Consider the following 15,517-nt stretch of genomic DNA (forward strand, 5'->3'; position numbering starts at 1 on the left):
CCTCATGAGGCTCGCGGATCTGCTATAACCTGAAAATGCAGGGGTAAGTGGTGCACGGCCTGAGCCGACCCTCCTGCGGCGCCGTGATCGAGTCACCGGCCTCAACCGCTCCGGGCAAGTTCCCCCTGACCATGCGCTTGGTTTTACCGCACCCGTTGATCGTTTTGCGGTTGTCGCACTCATGCAATGTCGTGAACCCGCCAGTGATCGGCCTGGCGTCGGCGATCACCTCCCCGGTAGGACGGATCGGGGACGTCTCCCCGCTTGTCATGGAGGCTGTTGTGAAGAAGATGATCATTCCGTTGGTCGCGGCCACGTTAGCGCTCGTGTCGACCGCGACACCCGCCGTCGCGTCCGAGGAGATTTCCGGCCTGTGGCGGCAACCGCGCTGCGAGACGGTCACCGGCGACGGGTCGGTGACCTTCACCAGGGACGAGGGCAAGACGATCACGCCGACCAGCCAAGCGCTGCAGCCGGTCGTCTACACCCGCGGGCTCGTCGCCCTCGACCGTCCGGGCCGGCTGCTCGCCCTGTCCAACAACAGGGTGCTGGCCTCGAAGGACGCCGGTTGCACCTGGACGGAGGCGGGCGAGGTGACCGGCTCGTTCCCCACGCTGACCGCGGCCCGCGGCGGCCGGGCCTACGCCTGGTCGCAGGACGGCAGCCTCTCGCTGGTCACCCCGGACGGCGTCACGCCGCTCACCTCGCCGGCGGCCGAGGTGGCCGGGCTGGGCACGGACCTGCTGCGCGGCGACCGGCTGCGGGTGCTGGACGGCGACGGGCAACTGCACGACTCGCGCGACGGCGGCCGCACCTGGCGGCCCGCGGGGGTGCCCGCGTTCCCGGAGGACGAGCTGCTGATGATCTACACGGCGGCGTTCGACCCGTACAACCTGAACCACGTGGTGACGGGCGCGGCGGGCGACGGCGCCCGGGTCACCTATGACGGCGGGCGGACCTGGAGCCCCGCCGGCGGACTGAGCGAGAACGGCGCGCGGGTCAACGTGTTCAGCGCGACGATCTCCCCCGCCGCGCCGAACGTCGTGTACGCGATGGGCCTCGTGCCCTCCGAAAGCGGCACGCCGTCCGACGGCCGGCACCTCTACCGCTCGCTCGACGGAGGCCTGCACTTCGCCCCGATCGTGGACCAGGGCGGCGACGTCACCCTGCCCAACGGGCCGCTGCTCGCCGCCCACCCGAGGGACCCGGGAGTGCTGTACTTCGTGTGGGGCACCAGCTGGTCCGGCCTCGGCACGAACATCTACCGGTACGACTCGCGCCGTGACCGGGTCACCACCAACCACAACGCCTACGACAGGGTCACCTCGATCGCCTTCCACCCGCTGAACCCGAAGGTGATGTACCTGGGCGTGGCCGAGGAGGCGTAGAGACCGCCGCCCCGAGGAAGGCGACGGTCCACGGGGCGGCGGGCCGCTCGCGTCAGGCGCGCGGTAGCCCGGCTACCGCTCGCGCATCAGGCGCGCGGCAGTCGGGCGGGGCGAACCACGAGCGCGGGGCCCGTACCGCGTGCCTGAGAAGATGCTCAGCCCGCGATCATGGCGTTGGCCTCGGCGATGAGCTTCTGGGCGGCGACGTCGGGGGTCATCCGGTTGAAGATGACCTCCTCGGAGTAGCGCCGGATGACGTTCTCCATGTCGCTGGAGCCCTTCGGCGGCGCGGCGGGCGGGTTGGCGAGCTCGTCGCGGATCTTCTCCACGAACGCCACGGTCTTCTGATCGGCCTCGGACAGCTTGCCCTCGACCGAGGTCAGCACCTTGGAGCTGGCCGGCAGGCCGCGGTCGCTCAGGATGATCGCGCCCGCCTCCGGGTCGTTGACCAGGAAGTCGATGAACTTGGCGGCCTCGGCCGGATGCTCGGTCTTGGAGGAGGCGGTGTAGAACATGGCCGGCTGCAGGAACATGCCCCCGGTGGCGGCCCCTTCGACCTTCGGCATCCGCAGCAGGTCCAGTTTCTGACCTGATGCCTTGGAGGCCGCGCCGAGGACGTTGGTCCACATCATCATGCTCGCGCCGGTGTTGGAGCCGATCAGGGTCTGCTCGATGCCGCTGTCGTAGATCTCGGAGCTCTTGGCGGCGTCCGGCGAGCCCTTGGTCTTGATCAGGTTCTGGGTGATGGCCCACCAGTCCTTCAGGGTCTGCGGCGAGACGCCGAGCTTGTTGCCCACGTAGAGGTGCTCGCCCTTCTGCGCGGCGTAGGTCTGCAGGTAGGCGGGGTTCCAGCTGAGCTGCGTGCCGGTGATCTTGCCGTCGCTGCCGGAGGTCACCTTGGCGGCCAGCTCGACGAAGTCCTCCCAGGTCCAGGTGCTGTCGTCGGGGAGCTTGAGCCCGGCCTGAGCGACCAGGCCCGGGTTGGCGACCATGGCGTAGGCGTTGACGCCGGAGGGGATGGCGACCTGCTTGCCGTCGATCGCGCCGATGGCCAGCACCTTGGCGTCGATGTCGGCGGTGCTGACCTTGCCGGCCAGGTCGGTGAGCGAGCCGCGGTCGGCGTACTCGCGCAGGGCGCGGATCTCCAGCGTGATGACGTCCGGCGCGTCGCCGCCCGCGACCTTGGTGGACAGCGTCTCGTAGTAGCTCGGGAAGTCGGTGATCTCGCCCTCGACGTCGATGGTCGGGTTCTTCGCCTCGAACCTCTTGATCGCCTCGTCGGTCATCTTCTGCCGCGCGTCACTGCCCCAGTAGGAGTAACGCAGTTTGATCGTGCCGTCGGCGGAGTCGCCGCCGCCGCAGGCCGCGGTGACCGCCAGCAAGGCGGTGGCGAGCAGGGCCGCCGCCCACGTTCTATTGCCAGAGCGCATGGCTCTTACCTCCTGGGGGGTGTCCTCTGTCGGGGGCGAGGTAACTCGTGATCACGCCACGTGTTGCTGACCGAACAGAATAAACCCGGTCAAGGTCGAGCGTAACCCTCCCGACAGCGCGCTGAACGATCTTTCTGTCAGTGGCAAAAAACGGCGCGTCCGGCAGCGGCAGGAGCACGTCGGCAGGACCGCTCAAGGGTCGGTCACGTCTTCCCTATCGTGGCCGCGTCGCGTGGGTCACACTCGGATCGACGTAGCCGTCTCAAGCCGGTGGAAGGATGGTTCGCGTCGTGACCGAACTGTACTGGGATCCGTTCGACGAGACGATGGCGCTCGACCCGTACCCGCTGTGGCGCAGGATGCGGGACGAGCGGCCGGTCTACCGCAACGACAAGCTGGGCTTCTACGCCCTGTCCCGCTACGCGGACGTCGAGGCCGCCTACCGGGATCCGCGGACCTACAGCTCCGCGTACGGCACCGTGCTGGAGATCATGACGGCCGAGCCGATGAGCAGCGGCATGATGCTCTTCATGGACCCGCCGGCCCACACGACGCTGCGCACGCTCGTGTCGCGCGCCTTCACCCCCCGGCGGATCGCCCAGCTGGAGGAGTACGTCCGCACGCTCTGCGCCGAGTTGCTCGACCCCCAGGTCGGCGGGGACGGGTTCGACTACGTGCGGGACTTCGCCGTCCAGCTGCCGTCGAGGGTCATCTCCGAGCTGATCGGCGTCGATCCGGCCGACCGGGAGGAGGTACGCGGGCAGATCGACCGGGCCTTCCACGTCGAGGAGGGCAAGGGGATCATCAATGAGGTCTCCTTCGACGCCACGCTCAAGCTGCACGCGTACTTCTCCGAGCAGGTCGAGGCCCGGCGCAGGGCCCCGCGCGACGACATGATGACCGCGCTGGTGGAGGCGGAGGTGTCCACCGGGGAGGGCACCCGCAGGCTCACCACCTCCGAGGCGGCGGACTTCGCCGGCCTGCTGGTCAGCGGCGGCACCGAGACCGTGGCCAGGCTGCTCGGGTGGGCGTGCGTGCTGCTGGACGGGCATCCCGGCCAGCGGGCCGCGCTGGCCGCCGACGCCTCGCTGCTGAGGAACGCCGTCGAGGAGATCCTGCGGCACGAGTCCCCCGCCCCGGTGCAGGGGCGTACGCTCACCCGCGACGTCCGCCTGCACGGCACGACGATCCCGGCCGGCGCCAAGGTCGTGCTGCTCACCGGGGCCGCCAACCGGGACGAACGTGTGTACGCCGACCCCGATCGGTTCGACATCCGCCGCCGGTTCGACGGGCATGTCGCGTTCGGCCTGGGCATCCACTTCTGTCTCGGCGCGGCCCTGGCCCGCCTCGAAGGGCGCGTCGGCCTAAAGGAGACCCTGCGCCGCTTCCCCGTCTGGGAGGTGGATCACCAGCGCGCGGCGCGGCTGCACAGCAGCACCGTACGCGGCTACGACAGGCTGCCGATCACCCTGTGACGGCCGGTCGAGTGGGTGCGGCGGTGGGTCACCCGGGTCTGCCGTCCGGTTCAGCGCCGCCGGGCTCCGCCGCCCGCTCCCACATCGACTTCATCTCGGCGAAACCCTGTTCCATGATGCCCACCATGGCCCGCCTGGCCCGCTCGCCGTCGCGCCGCTGGATCGCGTGCGCCACGTCGGTGTGCAACTGCAGCGCCTGCTCATCGGGGTAGTGGGGCATCAGGTGGTAGTGGTGGCGGCCGGCGAGCACCTCGGCGACGATCAGCTGGAGATTCTCGAACATCTCGTTGCCGGAGGCGGCCAGCACCCGCCGGTGGAAGTCGATGTCCAGGTCGAGGAAGCGCGCCTCGTCACCCGCCTTGCCCGCGGCCCACATCCTGGCCGCGAGCCCCACCAGCTCGCTCGCCTCGTCGTCGCCGATGCGCTCGGCGGCCAGCCAGGCGGCGTGCGGCTCGATCGCCGTACGCAGCTCGCTGATCGAGCGCATCTGCGCCATCCGCCCGTCGGAGGCCAGCCGCCACCGGATCACCTGCGGATCGAAGACCTTCCACGCCCCGGCGGGCCGGATCATGATCCCGACCCGGCGCCTGGTCTCGACGAGCCCCATGGAGGCGAGCACCCGCAGCACCTCGCGGATCACCGAGCGGGAGACCTGGTAGCCCTCGACCAGGTCTTCGATGTTGAGCACGGAGCCGGCGGCCAGGTCGCCGCTGCAGATGACGGTGCCGAGATGGTCCAGGACGCGAGCGTGCAGCCCAGCTCCGGCAGGGGCGGGTGGGGTGGATGCGGCCCCGGGGGGAGACTGGGTCACGAATAAAGCATATCAATTGAAAGACGATACTTGAATAAGTCAGCTTTTTTGTCCTAGCATCCCGGCATTAAACAGCTGTTACGGGCATGTGACGCTCCACCTGGGGCGGCGACCATGACAGAAAGGCGAGATGACATGCGGCATCGACCGGTAATCGGTACCTCTCTGGCCGTGGTTGCGGCCATGAGCCTGTCCGCCTGCGGCGGTGGCGACGGCGGCGAAGGCGCGTCCACCACGGTCAGGGTCACGCTGGCCAACCACGTGTGGACCGACAACGTCAAGAAAGCGCTGCCCGAGTTCGAGAAGCAGAGCGGGCTCAAGGTCGAGGTCACCCAGCTCGGCGAGGACCAGCTCTCCGATCAGTACAACGTGAAGCTGAACGCCGGCTCCTCCGACATCGACGTGATGATGTACCGCCCCCTGCAAGAGGGCAAGCTCTTCGCCAAGAACAAGTACCTGGCCGACCTGTCCACGCAGGTGAAGGCCAACGCGAACTGGAACTTCGGCGACTTCCAGGCCGGCCCTGTGGAGACCACCACGTACGAGGGCAAGCCGGTCGGCATCCCGATCATCACCGAGCAGGAGGTCCTCTACTACCGCAAGGACCTGCTGGAGAAGGCCGGCCTGGACGCCGCGCCGAAGACCCTCGACGAGCTGAAGGCCGCCGCCGCCAAGATCAAGTCGGCCGAGCCGGACGTCGCCGGGTTCGTCGCCCGCACCGGCAAGTCCGCGGCGGTCACCCAGTTCTCCAGTTTCCTGTACAGCTTCGGCGGAGACTTCGTCGACGGCAGCGGGAAGTCGGCGGTCGGCAGCGAGGCGGCCAAGCAGGCGTACGCCTTCTACGGCGGGCTGATCAAGGACTCGGGACCGGCGAACGTCAGCACCGACATGGGCTGGCCCGAGGCGATGGCCATCTTCACCCAGGGCAAGGCCGCCTTCTACACCGAGGCGAACTCCCTGTACAAGAACGCCACAGACCCGGCCAAGTCGAAGGTCTCGGACAAGGTCGGCTTCGCGCCGTTCCCGGCCGGGCCCGCCGGTTCCAAGCCGTACAACATCCCGTCGTGGGCGCTGGGCATCAACGAGAGCTCCGAGAACGCCGCCAACGCCTGGAAGTTCATCGAGTGGGCCACCGGCAAGGAGCAGACGCTCGCCCAGCAGAAGTCCGGCGTGCCGGGCGCCCGCACCTCCGTCTGGGAGGACCCCGAGGGCATCTCCTCCTTCCCCAAGGATCTGGCGGACGCCATCGCGGCCAGCACCAAGAGCGGGGTGGGGCATGACCGGCCGCTGGTCGTGAAGGTCGCCGAGTCCCGCGAGATCGTCGGCCAGCCGATCGTGGACGCGATCACCGGCAAGGACGCCGCGACGGCGGCCGGCACCGCCAACGCCGCCTTCCAGAAGTTCCTGGACGACGAGGCCCGATAGGGCCGCCCGTATCCCTGGAGAATCCGTGGCAACGACCACCACCAAGGCGCCGCGCAGCGCCCCCGCCGCCGCCCCCGCCACGCCCGGCTGGGCGCGGTGGGTGGACGCCCACCGCAAATGGCTCTTCGCCGCGCCCGCGATGACGTTCGTCGCCGCGCTGCTCATCTTCCCGCTGGCCTGGACCGGCTACCTCAGCCTGACCGACGCCGAGGGGTCCGTGCGCGCGGAGAGCGAGTTCATCGGCCTGGCGAACTACCTCGACGTGCTCACCGACGTCGAGCGGTTCTGGCCCGCCGTCGGGCGGACCGCCACGTTCACCGTCGTGGCGCTGCTGTTCGAGGTGGTGCTCGGGATGGCGATCGCCCTGCTGTTGTGGCGGCCGTTCAAGGGCGAGCGGTGGGTACGGGTCGCCATCCTGCTGCCGCTGGTCGCCACCCCGGTCGCGGTCGGCATGATGTGGCGGCTCATCTTCGACCCGAACATCGGCCTGGCCAACCAGGCGCTCGGCTGGTTCGGCATCGGGCCGCAACCCTGGCTGGCCGGCCAGCACACGGCCCTGCCCACCACGATCTTCATCGACGTGTGGCAGTGGACGCCGATGGTGGTGCTGATCCTGCTCGCCGGGCTCACCTCGTTGTCGGAGGAGCCGCAGGAGGCGGCGCGCATCGACGGCGCGAGCACCTGGCAGCGCTTCCGGCACGTCACCCTGCCGCTGCTGATGCCCACGCTGACCGTGGCGATCCTGCTGCGCGGCATCGACGCGCTGAAGACCTTCGACATCCTGTACGCCACCAAGGGCCGCGGCGGAGGTTCCTTCCACGAGGTCGAGACGTTGAACGTGTACGCCTACGGCCTCAGCTTCGACTACAACGAGTACGGCGTCTCCTCCACCGTGCTCATCCTGTTCTTCCTGATCATCATCGGGGCGATGTGGGCCCTGACCGCCCGGCGCAAGGAGGCGCAGCGATGAAGCCCCGGCCCGCGTACCGGATCTTCCGGGGAACGGCGCTCACCGTCGTGGTGCTCGGCCTGGTCGCGCCGCTGGTCTGGATGGTCGCGGCGTCGTTCAAGACCAACGTCGACATCTACGACCCCGGCAAGGCGCTGGCCTTCGCCCCCACCCTGGCCAACTACGCCAAGGTGCTGCAGCAGGCGAACTACGTCGAGTTCATCCTCAACAGCCTCTGGGTGGCGTTCGCGGCCACCGTGGCCTCGCTCGTCCTGGGCGTGCCGGCGGCGTACTCGATGAGCCGGTTCAACATGAAGAAGTCCGCGCTGGTGGTGCTGATGGCGCGGGTCATCCCCGGCGTCTCGCTGCTGGTGCCCTGGTTCTACGTCTTCTCCAACCTGAAGATGGTCGGCGGCTTCGGGGTGCTGATCATCAGCCACATGTTCGTGTCGCTGCCGCTGGTGGTCTACATCATGATGGGCTACTTCGACAGCCTGCCGACGGAGTTGGAGGAGGCGGCGCTGGTGGACGGGCTGACGCATGTCGGCGCGTTCCGGCGGATCACGCTGCCGCTGTCGGTGCCGGGCGTCGCCACCGCGGGCATCCTGTCCTTCATCTTCTCCTGGAACAACTTCATGTTCGCGCTGGTGTTGTCCGACGCCGACACCAAGACGCTGCCCGTGGCGATCTTCGACTTCGTCGGCTACGCCAGCATCGACTGGGGCGGCCTGATGGCCGCGACCACCGTGGTCACCCTGCCGATCTGCGTGATCGCGCTGTTCGTGCAGAAGTACGTGGTCTCCGGCCTCACCGCGGGCGCGACCAAGGGCTGACCCCCTTTCAGTAACCGGCCTTTCAGTAACCGGCCTTTCAGTAACCGGCGGCCAAGCTGTCGGCGGTCTGGGTCAGGTGCCTGACCAGCACGTCGGCGGCGGTGCCGGCGTCGCGGGCCAGGGCCGCCTCCTCCAGGGCGCGGTGCTCGGCGGGGCCGTCGCGGTCGGGGGTGCGCCGGGCCGACCAGCGGCGGGCCAGCTCACTGGCGGTCCAGAGCCGGTCGAAGGTGTCCAGCAGCACCGGGTTGCCGCACCCCTCCAGCAGGGTCCGGTGGAAGACGCGGTGTGCCTCGGACCAGGCGCCGCTGTAGTGCTCGCCGTCCTCGGGCACGTACGCCGGCGTGCGGGCCAGCCGGTGGTGTGCCGCGCGCACCCGTGCCTCCCAGTCGAGGTCGCCGCGCTCTATCGCCATGCGCAACATGACCGGTTCGATCGTGCGGCGGGCTTCGGCGATCTCCTGCCAGCGGCTGTCGGAGAAGTCGGGCACGGCGAAGCCGCGGTTGGGCAGCCGCACCGCGATGCCCTCGCCGACCAGCCCGACCAGCGCCTCGCGGACGACCGCCAGGCTGACTTCGTGCCGCCGGGCGAGTTCCTGGGGCTTGAGCGCCTGGCCGGGGCCGTACTCGCCCTTCATGATCGCGTCCCTGAGCAGGCCGTGAACGCGCTCGGAGAGCATCTGCTTGGTCGGTGGGCCGACCGTCTGCGTCATGTGCCCCATCGTAGACCATTTGTCGAATAATCGATTATCTGTGTTATCGTCGATTGTGTTCGACCAACTCCCACGAGGAAGCATGTGAGATGAGCACCAACAACCCCTTCGCCCGTCTTCCCGAAGTGCCGTCCTTCACCGTCACCAGCAGCACGCTGACCGACGGCGCCCCCTTGCCCGCCGCGCAGATGGGCGGCAAGGACGTGTCCCCGCAGTTGTCCTGGAGCGGCGCCCCCGAGGGGACGAAGAGCTACGCCGTGACCGTGTACGACCCGGACGCGCCGACCGGCTCCGGCTTCTGGCACTGGGCCGTGGCCGACATTCCCGCCACCGTGCGCGAACTGCCGGAGGGCGCGGGCGACGAGACCGGCACGGGCCTGCCGGAGGGCGCCTACCAACTGCCCAACGACGCCCGCGCGCGGAGCTTCATCGGCGCGGCCCCGCCGGCCGGGCACGGCCCGCACCGCTACTTCGTCGTGGTGCACGCGCTCGACGTCGAGACCATCGGCGTCCCGGCCGAGGCCACCCCCGCCTACCTCGGCTTCACCATCTCCGGCCACATCCTCGGCCGCGCGGTGCTGACCGCCACCGCCGAGACCCGGTAGGGCCCTCTCCTCCGGCGGCGGGCGTCATATCGTCAGGGGCAGGTCATGCATCCGGTACGCGCCCCCCGAGCAGAAAGGTGACGGCCGATGCGTTCTCCCCTCGCGGTCGTTCTGACCGCCGTGTTGTGCGCGATCATGCCCGCGCCCGCCGCCGAGGCGGCCCCCGATGTGCCCGGCGACCAGCCGTTACCGGGCTACACCATCGACAACCCGCCGCTGGCCCCGGCCGTCGTGCGCGGTGAGCCGAGCCGGGTCCACCAGGGCGTGCACCGGCACGCGGCCTTCGACATCGAGGTGCCGCCGCGCTGGAACGGCGACCTGGTGATGTGGGCGCACGGCTACCGCGGCGACACGCGGGTGCTCACCGTGGACGAGCCGTCGTACGGCCTGCGGCAACGCCTGCTGGAGCAGGGCTACGCCTGGGCCGCCTCCTCCTACTACGCCAACGGCTACGACGTGCGGGCGGGCGTGCTCAGCACCCGCGCCCTCGTCGAACGCTTCGCGGACACGGTGGGCCGGCCGCGCAGGACCTACATCGCGGGCGTGTCCATGGGCGGTCACGTCACGGCCCGCTCCGTCGAGCAGTACCCCGGCCTGTACGCCGCCGCGCTGCCCATGTGCGGGGTGCTCGGCGACCACGAGTTGTTCGACTTCTTCCTCGACTTCCATCTCGTCGCGCAGGACCTGGCCGACGTGCCCGCGTACCCGATCCCGGAGGACTACGCGACCTCGGCCGTGCCCCTCATCAAGGAGCGGCTCGGGCTGGGCGGCGCGGCCGGGCGGCAGTTCCGCGCCATCGTGGTCAACCTCAGCGGCGGTGAGCGTCCGGGGGCCGAGGCGGCGTTCGCGTACTGGCAGGACTTCCTGTTCGGGCTGGCGGGGCCGGACACGGGCGGCCCTCTGGCGCAGGAGCCGGGCAGGGTGGCGAGCAACCGCGGCACCTTCTACCGCCCCGCCACGCCCGTGAACGTCAACGTGAGCGTGCGGCGGGTGGATCCGGTCGATCCGGTGGCGCGCTGGACGCGGCGGCTGAGCGAGGTGGCCGGGATCTCGGGCAGGATCGGCTCGCCCGTGTTGTCGCTGCACAACCTGGGTGACAACTTCGTGCCGTTCTCGATGGAGCAGTACTACCGGGCCGACGTGGCCGCGCAGGGCCGGTCCGGGCTGCTGGTGCAGCGGGCGATCCGCGCGGCGGGGCACTGCGAGTTCAGCCCCGCCGAGGCGGGCGCGGCCTGGGACGACCTCGTACGCTGGCAGCGCACCGGCAAACGACCGGCGGGCGACGACGTGACCAGGCCCGCCACGCTGGCCGACCCCGTCTACGGCTGCCGCTTCACCGACGCCTCGGCCCACGCCACCGGCACCCGCCCGCTGTACGCGCCCTGCCCCACCTGAAGTCAGCCACCGGCGACGACCAGCTCGTTGGCCTTCTTCTCGGCGTCGTCGAGCGCCTGCTGCGGCGTCTTCTTGCCCTGCATGGCGAGCTGCACCTCGGCCGCCACGGCCTTCATGACGGCGGCGCCCCAGACGGCGTTCTCCGCCTTGCGGGTGGCGATCGCCTCCTCGGTCGCCACCGGGTCGCTCAGCGCCTGCTCGGCACCCAGCTTGCGGGCGACCGACAGCGGGTCGGTGCCCTTCTGGTTGGTGAAGAAGGGGGCCTTCAGCGCTTCGGCGGCGCTGGGGAAGATCGCCACCTTCGGGTCCATGACGAAGCGCAACTGGTTGTCGGCGTTGGTCACGAAAGCGGCGAACGCGGCAGCGGCGGCGGCGTTCTTGCTGGTGGCGGAGACGCCGAGGTACTGGCCCTCCCACACGTCGAACGCCTTGGCCTCCACGGCCGCGGACACGCCGAGCTTCGGGTAGAGCGTGGGCGCGTTGTCCTTGACGTAGCGCAGGAAGCTGGCGTTGCGGTCGCCGAAGACGAGTTTGCCGGCGGCGAACCGGTTGGACAGCTCGGTGGGCTCGGCCGACAGAGTGTCCTTGGGCAGCGCGCCCGCCCGGTACAGCTCGGTCATCCGGGTGACCCACTTCAGCGCGATCGGGTCGGCGGCGAAGGCCAGGGTCTTGCCGTCCGGGCCGAAGAACTTCACCCCGAGCGCCTGCCAGTCGGTCTTCAGGCGCTCGGTCGGGTTCGCCACGGTCGCGTGGTACTTGCCGCCCGACACCTTGGCGACCTGTTCCGCGGCGTCGAACAGCTCGAAGACGTCCTGCGGCGGGTCCGCCGGATCGAGCCCGGCGCTCTTCATCAGGTCGGTGTTGACCGCCAGGACGTTGAAGCCGCCGTACCACGGCATGGCCATGTGGCTCGTCCCGCCGAACGTGGTGCGCGACCACATCGCGGGCAGGAACTGCTTGCCCGCGTCCGGCACCTTGACGTCGAGGTCGAGCAGGTAACCCGCCCTGGCCAGGGCGATGCCGGTCGGCTCGTTGAGGTTCACCACGTCCGGCATGGTGCAGGCGGCGGCGTTGGCGAGCAGGCGCGGGGTGAACTCCGAGTCGCCGGGATCGTCCACCCAGTTGACCTTCACGCCGGGGTGCCGCCGCTGGAACTCGGTGATGATCGGCTCGAAGACGTCGCCGAACTCGTTCTTCAGGCTGGTCGTCTGGAACGTGATCTCGCCCTTGACCTCGCCTTTGAGCGGTCCCGGGCCGACGTTCTCCTTGGCGACCTGGCAGCTGCCCGCCATGGCGGTGTCGCCGCCGGCCGGGGCGCCGCCCCCTGACAGGCCGCAGGCGGTGGTGGTGAGGCCGAGCGCGACGGCGCCGAGCACGAGTTTGCCGATCTTCATGGGGGGTCCTTACGTGAAGGTGAGGGTAAGGGCGAAGGCGTGCGTGACGCGGTGGCCGTCCGGGAGGCGCACGGTCACCGCGCCGTCGCCGGCACTCCAGTCGAGGGGGCCGTCGTGGCCGAGCAGCCGCACCTCTTCGGGGGTCTTTGTGACGGGCACCCGGACCTGGCCGGGGTCGGTGCACAGGCCGATGGCGTAGACGGTGCCGCCGCGCCGGGTGAAGACCAGGTCCCCGCTCTCGTACGGCTCGCACGGCCGGGTGCCGTAGACGGCCTCGCCGTGCACCTCCAGCCACGCGCCGATCTCGGCGAGCCGTTCGACGACGCCGCCGGGCAGCGCGCCGGTGTGGTCGGGGCCGATGCCGAGCAGCAGGTTGCCGCCGCGGGCGACGATCCGGCAGAGCAGGTGGACGATCTCGCCGGCCGGCTTGTAGGTCTCCCCCGGGCCGAAGGTGTACCAGAACGGGCCCAGCGTGATGCAGCTCTCCCAAGGGAAGCTCCGCAGGTCGGCGGGCACGGTCTGCTCGGGGGTGCGGTAGTCCTCCTGCGGGCCGTGCACGTCGCGGTCCACGACGAGGATGCCCGGCTGCAGTTCGCGGGCGCGGGCGGCCAGGCGCGGCAGGTCCAGGTCCTCGCGCGGCTCGCGTACCCAGCCGCCGTCCAGCCAGAGCACGTCCACCGGGCCGTAGCCGGACAGCAGTTCCTCGATCTGGCCGTGGGTGAAGCCGGCGAAGCGCCGCCACCGCTCCGGCTCGTCCTGGGTCCGATAGTTGGCGTGCCGGTCGGGGGTTTCCCTGCCCGGCACCCAGTAGTCGGGGTGGTGCCAGTCGGCCTTGGAGAAGTAGACGCCGGCGCCCAGGCCGTGGGCGCGGAAGGCGTCGAACACCTCGCGGGCGACGTCCCGGCCGAGCGGGGTGCGGGTGGACTTGTAGTCCGACAGGGCCGTGTCGTACATCGCGAAGCCGTCGTGGTGTTTGGTGGTGAACACCACGTACCGCATCCCGGCCGCCGCGCAGGCCGCGGCCCAGCTCTCCGGGTCGAACGCGGGCGCGTCGAAGCCCTCGGGGAGCTTCTCGTACATCTCGCGGTAGCCCTCGGGGTCCTGCGCCCACGGCTCCGGGCGGGTCATGAAGTCCTCGCCCTCCTGGCACAGGGTCCAGCTCTCGAAGACCCCGAGGCGGCTGTACGGCCCCCAGTGGATGATCACGCCGAACTTCTGGTCACGCCACCAGTCGAGCTTGGCCAGCACCGCCGGGTCGGTCGGCCACACGTACGCGGTCAAACCTGCTCCTTGATCTGCGAAAACGGTCACATCTTCACCGCGCCGGACTCGACGCCGCGGTAGAACCAGCGCTGGGCCAGGAAGAACAGCACCACGACGGGGATGACGGAGATCATCGACCCGGTCATGACGAGCTTGTCGTCCACGCCGAACGAGCTCGTCGACAACCGTGCCAGCCCCAGGGTGAGGGTGAAGTTCTCCTCCGAGCGCAGCACGATGAGCGGCCACAGGAAGTCGTCCCAGGCGGCGATGAAGCTGTTGATCGCGATCACCGTCATCGCCCCCTTGGCCGAGGGCAGGAAGATCCGCCGGAAGCGGGTCCACTCCCCCGCCCCCTCCATCAGCGCGGCGTCCTCCACCTCGGACGGAACCGCCAGGAACGCCGCCCGCATGATCAGCACGTTGAAGGCGCCCACGACGCCGGGCAGCCAGGCCCCGGCCAGGGTGTCCACGAGCCCCATGTCCCTGACGCTGAGGAACAGCGAGATCATGATCGACTCGAACGGGAACATCAGCGCCACGACCAGCAGCAGGAACACGGCCCTGCGTCCGCGCCAGCCGGGCCGCGACAACATGTAGCCGCCGAAGGAGGCGAAGACGAGGTTGCTGGCGATGGCCAGCGTCGCGACGATCACGCTGTTGGTGACGTAGGACCAGATGGGCACCTCTTGCGCGATCTTCACGAAGTTGTCGAAGGTCAGGTCGCGCGGCCACCACGAGGCGTTGTCGCCGTAGACGTCCTCGCCCGGTCCCTTGAGCGCGGTCGTGAGCTGCCACAGCAGCGGTCCCACGGTGATCGCCAGCACGGCGAGCAGCAGGGCGTACCTTCCGGCCAGCCCGAACGCGGCCCTCATCGGCCCTCACCCCTGGAGATCCGCTGGCCGAGCACCGTGAACCCGACGGTGAGCAGGAACAGCGCGACCGAGGCCGCCGCGCCGAACCCGGCGTTGCCCGTCACCGGGTCCAGGCCCACGTCACGGATGTAGAAGGGCAGCGTGCGGGCCTCGCCGCCGGGTCCGCCGGTGGCCCCGCCGAGCGCGTACACCTCGGTGAAGACCCGCAGCGACCCGATCGCGGTCAGCGTGCCGACGAGCAACATCGTGGGCCGCACGCCCGGCACGGTCACGTGCAGGAAGCGGCGCGGCGCGCTCGCGCCGTCCACCGACGCGGCCTCGTGCAGTTCCTTCGGCACGTTGCCGAGCGCGGCCAGGTAGAGGACCATGTACCAGCCCAGGCCCTTCCACACGGTCATCGCCATGGCCCCGAACAACACCAGCGTCGCCTCGGACAGGAACGGCACCGCCTCGGTGGTCAGCCCGGTGGCCAGCAGCACGCCGTTGATCAGGCCGTCGTCGCGCAGCAGCCACTGCCAGCTGAAGCCGACCACGATGATCGAGGCGAGCACCGGCGTGTAGAACGCCGAACGGAAGAACCCGATGAACGGGATCCTCTTCTCCACCAGGACGGCCAGCAGCAGCGGCAGCAGGACCATCAGCGGCACCACGACCAGCGCGTACAGGACGCTGTGCCAGGTGGCCGACCAGAAGGAGGCGTCGCCCAGCAGCCGCGTGTAGTTCTCCAGCCCCACGAACGCGGCGGGGCCGCCCAGCGGCCTGGCGTTCGTGAACGACAGCAGCACCGTGTTGAGAAAGGGGAAGACGCCGAACACCACCGCGGCGGCGATCGCGGGAGCGCACCACAACCAGGGCATCCACCAGGGACGATGTAACGCGGCACCCGCTTTCGCGGTGACGCGCGGCGTTGGCTCGCGCCGCGTGCGCGGCGAGGGGGTGACGAGCGTGGTGGTCATGATCTCTTTCCC

Annotated in this window: 14 protein-coding genes; 7 read left to right on the plus strand and 7 right to left on the minus strand. The window is 69.8% G+C overall.

All coding sequences use genetic code 11. The features are described 5' to 3' along the window. The first annotated feature begins 326 nt into the window (after window positions 1–326). The gene (locus AB0I81_RS33585) at window positions 327–1,388 is read left to right on the plus strand and encodes a hypothetical protein (RefSeq protein ID WP_360664853.1); all 1,062 of its coding nucleotides are present in this window, start codon (window positions 327–329) and stop codon (window positions 1,386–1,388) included. 155 nt (window positions 1,389–1,543) lie between these two features. Here AB0I81_RS33585 and AB0I81_RS33590 read toward each other — a convergent pair whose 3' ends face one another. Continuing rightward, complete coding sequence (locus tag AB0I81_RS33590) at window positions 1,544–2,818, minus strand: ABC transporter substrate-binding protein (protein WP_360664856.1); 1,275 nt, start codon at window positions 2,816–2,818, stop codon at window positions 1,544–1,546. Between the two features lie 290 nt (window positions 2,819–3,108). On the opposite strand from AB0I81_RS33590, the gene AB0I81_RS33595 reads away from it, so the two are divergent. Further along, window positions 3,109–4,293 (plus strand): cytochrome P450, encoded by a 1,185-nt coding sequence (locus AB0I81_RS33595; protein WP_360664859.1) that lies wholly within the window; start codon window positions 3,109–3,111, stop codon window positions 4,291–4,293. A 28-nt stretch (window positions 4,294–4,321) separates the two neighbouring features. On the opposite strand, the gene AB0I81_RS33600 is transcribed toward AB0I81_RS33595, so the two are convergent. Next, window positions 4,322–5,104 carry a FadR/GntR family transcriptional regulator gene (locus AB0I81_RS33600; protein WP_360664862.1) on the minus strand — a complete coding sequence of 261 codons (783 nt, stop codon included), beginning with the start codon at window positions 5,102–5,104 and terminating at the stop codon, window positions 4,322–4,324. A gap of 183 nt (window positions 5,105–5,287) precedes the next feature. On the opposite strand from AB0I81_RS33600, the gene AB0I81_RS33605 reads away from it, so the two are divergent. The 3 genes from AB0I81_RS33605 to AB0I81_RS33615 are packed head-to-tail and all read left to right on the plus strand — an operon-like array spanning window position 5,288 to window position 8,311. Then, complete coding sequence (locus AB0I81_RS33605; protein ID WP_360664865.1) at window positions 5,288–6,529, plus strand: sugar ABC transporter substrate-binding protein; 1,242 nt, start codon at window positions 5,288–5,290, stop codon at window positions 6,527–6,529. Between the two features lie 25 nt (window positions 6,530–6,554). Next, on the plus strand, window positions 6,555–7,499 hold the full coding sequence (locus AB0I81_RS33610; RefSeq protein ID WP_360664868.1) for a sugar ABC transporter permease: 945 nt from the start codon (window positions 6,555–6,557) through the stop codon (window positions 7,497–7,499). Next, on the plus strand, window positions 7,496–8,311 hold the full coding sequence (locus AB0I81_RS33615) for a carbohydrate ABC transporter permease (RefSeq protein WP_360664871.1): 816 nt from the start codon (window positions 7,496–7,498) through the stop codon (window positions 8,309–8,311). Before AB0I81_RS33610 ends, AB0I81_RS33615 begins: the two co-directional genes overlap by 4 nt. Window positions 8,312–8,348: 37 nt before the next feature. On the opposite strand, the gene AB0I81_RS33620 is transcribed toward AB0I81_RS33615, so the two are convergent. Then, on the minus strand, window positions 8,349–9,020 hold the full coding sequence (locus AB0I81_RS33620; protein WP_360664874.1) for a GntR family transcriptional regulator: 672 nt from the start codon (window positions 9,018–9,020) through the stop codon (window positions 8,349–8,351). An 89-nt stretch (window positions 9,021–9,109) separates the two neighbouring features. Here AB0I81_RS33620 and AB0I81_RS33625 point away from each other — a divergent pair, with 89 nt between their 5' ends. Both AB0I81_RS33625 and AB0I81_RS33630 read left to right on the plus strand, forming a co-directional pair. Continuing rightward, window positions 9,110–9,625, plus strand: a complete 516-nt coding sequence (locus tag AB0I81_RS33625) for a YbhB/YbcL family Raf kinase inhibitor-like protein (protein WP_360664877.1) — start codon at window positions 9,110–9,112, stop codon at window positions 9,623–9,625. A gap of 87 nt (window positions 9,626–9,712) precedes the next feature. Further along, a complete protein-coding gene (locus AB0I81_RS33630) occupies window positions 9,713–11,020 on the plus strand; it encodes a DUF6351 family protein (protein ID WP_360664880.1) in 1,308 nt (435 codons plus the stop codon). Window positions 11,021–11,022: 2 nt separating this feature from the next. Here AB0I81_RS33630 and AB0I81_RS33635 read toward each other — a convergent pair whose 3' ends face one another. Genes AB0I81_RS33635 through AB0I81_RS33650 form a run of 4 tightly spaced genes read right to left on the minus strand, consistent with a single transcriptional unit; the run spans window position 11,023 to window position 15,505 of the window. Then, complete coding sequence (locus AB0I81_RS33635) at window positions 11,023–12,414, minus strand: extracellular solute-binding protein (RefSeq protein ID WP_360664883.1); 1,392 nt, start codon at window positions 12,412–12,414, stop codon at window positions 11,023–11,025. Between the two features lie 9 nt (window positions 12,415–12,423). Next, window positions 12,424–13,695 (minus strand): alpha-L-fucosidase, encoded by a 1,272-nt coding sequence (locus AB0I81_RS33640; protein WP_360664886.1) that lies wholly within the window; start codon window positions 13,693–13,695, stop codon window positions 12,424–12,426. Between the two features lie 26 nt (window positions 13,696–13,721). Further along, window positions 13,722–14,549 carry a carbohydrate ABC transporter permease gene (locus AB0I81_RS33645; RefSeq protein WP_360664889.1) on the minus strand — a complete coding sequence of 276 codons (828 nt, stop codon included), beginning with the start codon at window positions 14,547–14,549 and terminating at the stop codon, window positions 13,722–13,724. Then, window positions 14,546–15,505 (minus strand): sugar ABC transporter permease, encoded by a 960-nt coding sequence (locus AB0I81_RS33650; RefSeq protein ID WP_360664892.1) that lies wholly within the window; start codon window positions 15,503–15,505, stop codon window positions 14,546–14,548. The genes AB0I81_RS33645 and AB0I81_RS33650 overlap by 4 nt, the downstream gene beginning before the upstream one ends. Between the last annotated feature and the right edge of the window lie 12 nt (window positions 15,506–15,517).

Origin of the sequence: Nonomuraea sp. NPDC050404 (assembly GCF_040655495.1) — a bacterium.
In the GTDB taxonomy this organism is placed as follows: domain Bacteria; phylum Actinomycetota; class Actinomycetes; order Streptosporangiales; family Streptosporangiaceae; genus Nonomuraea.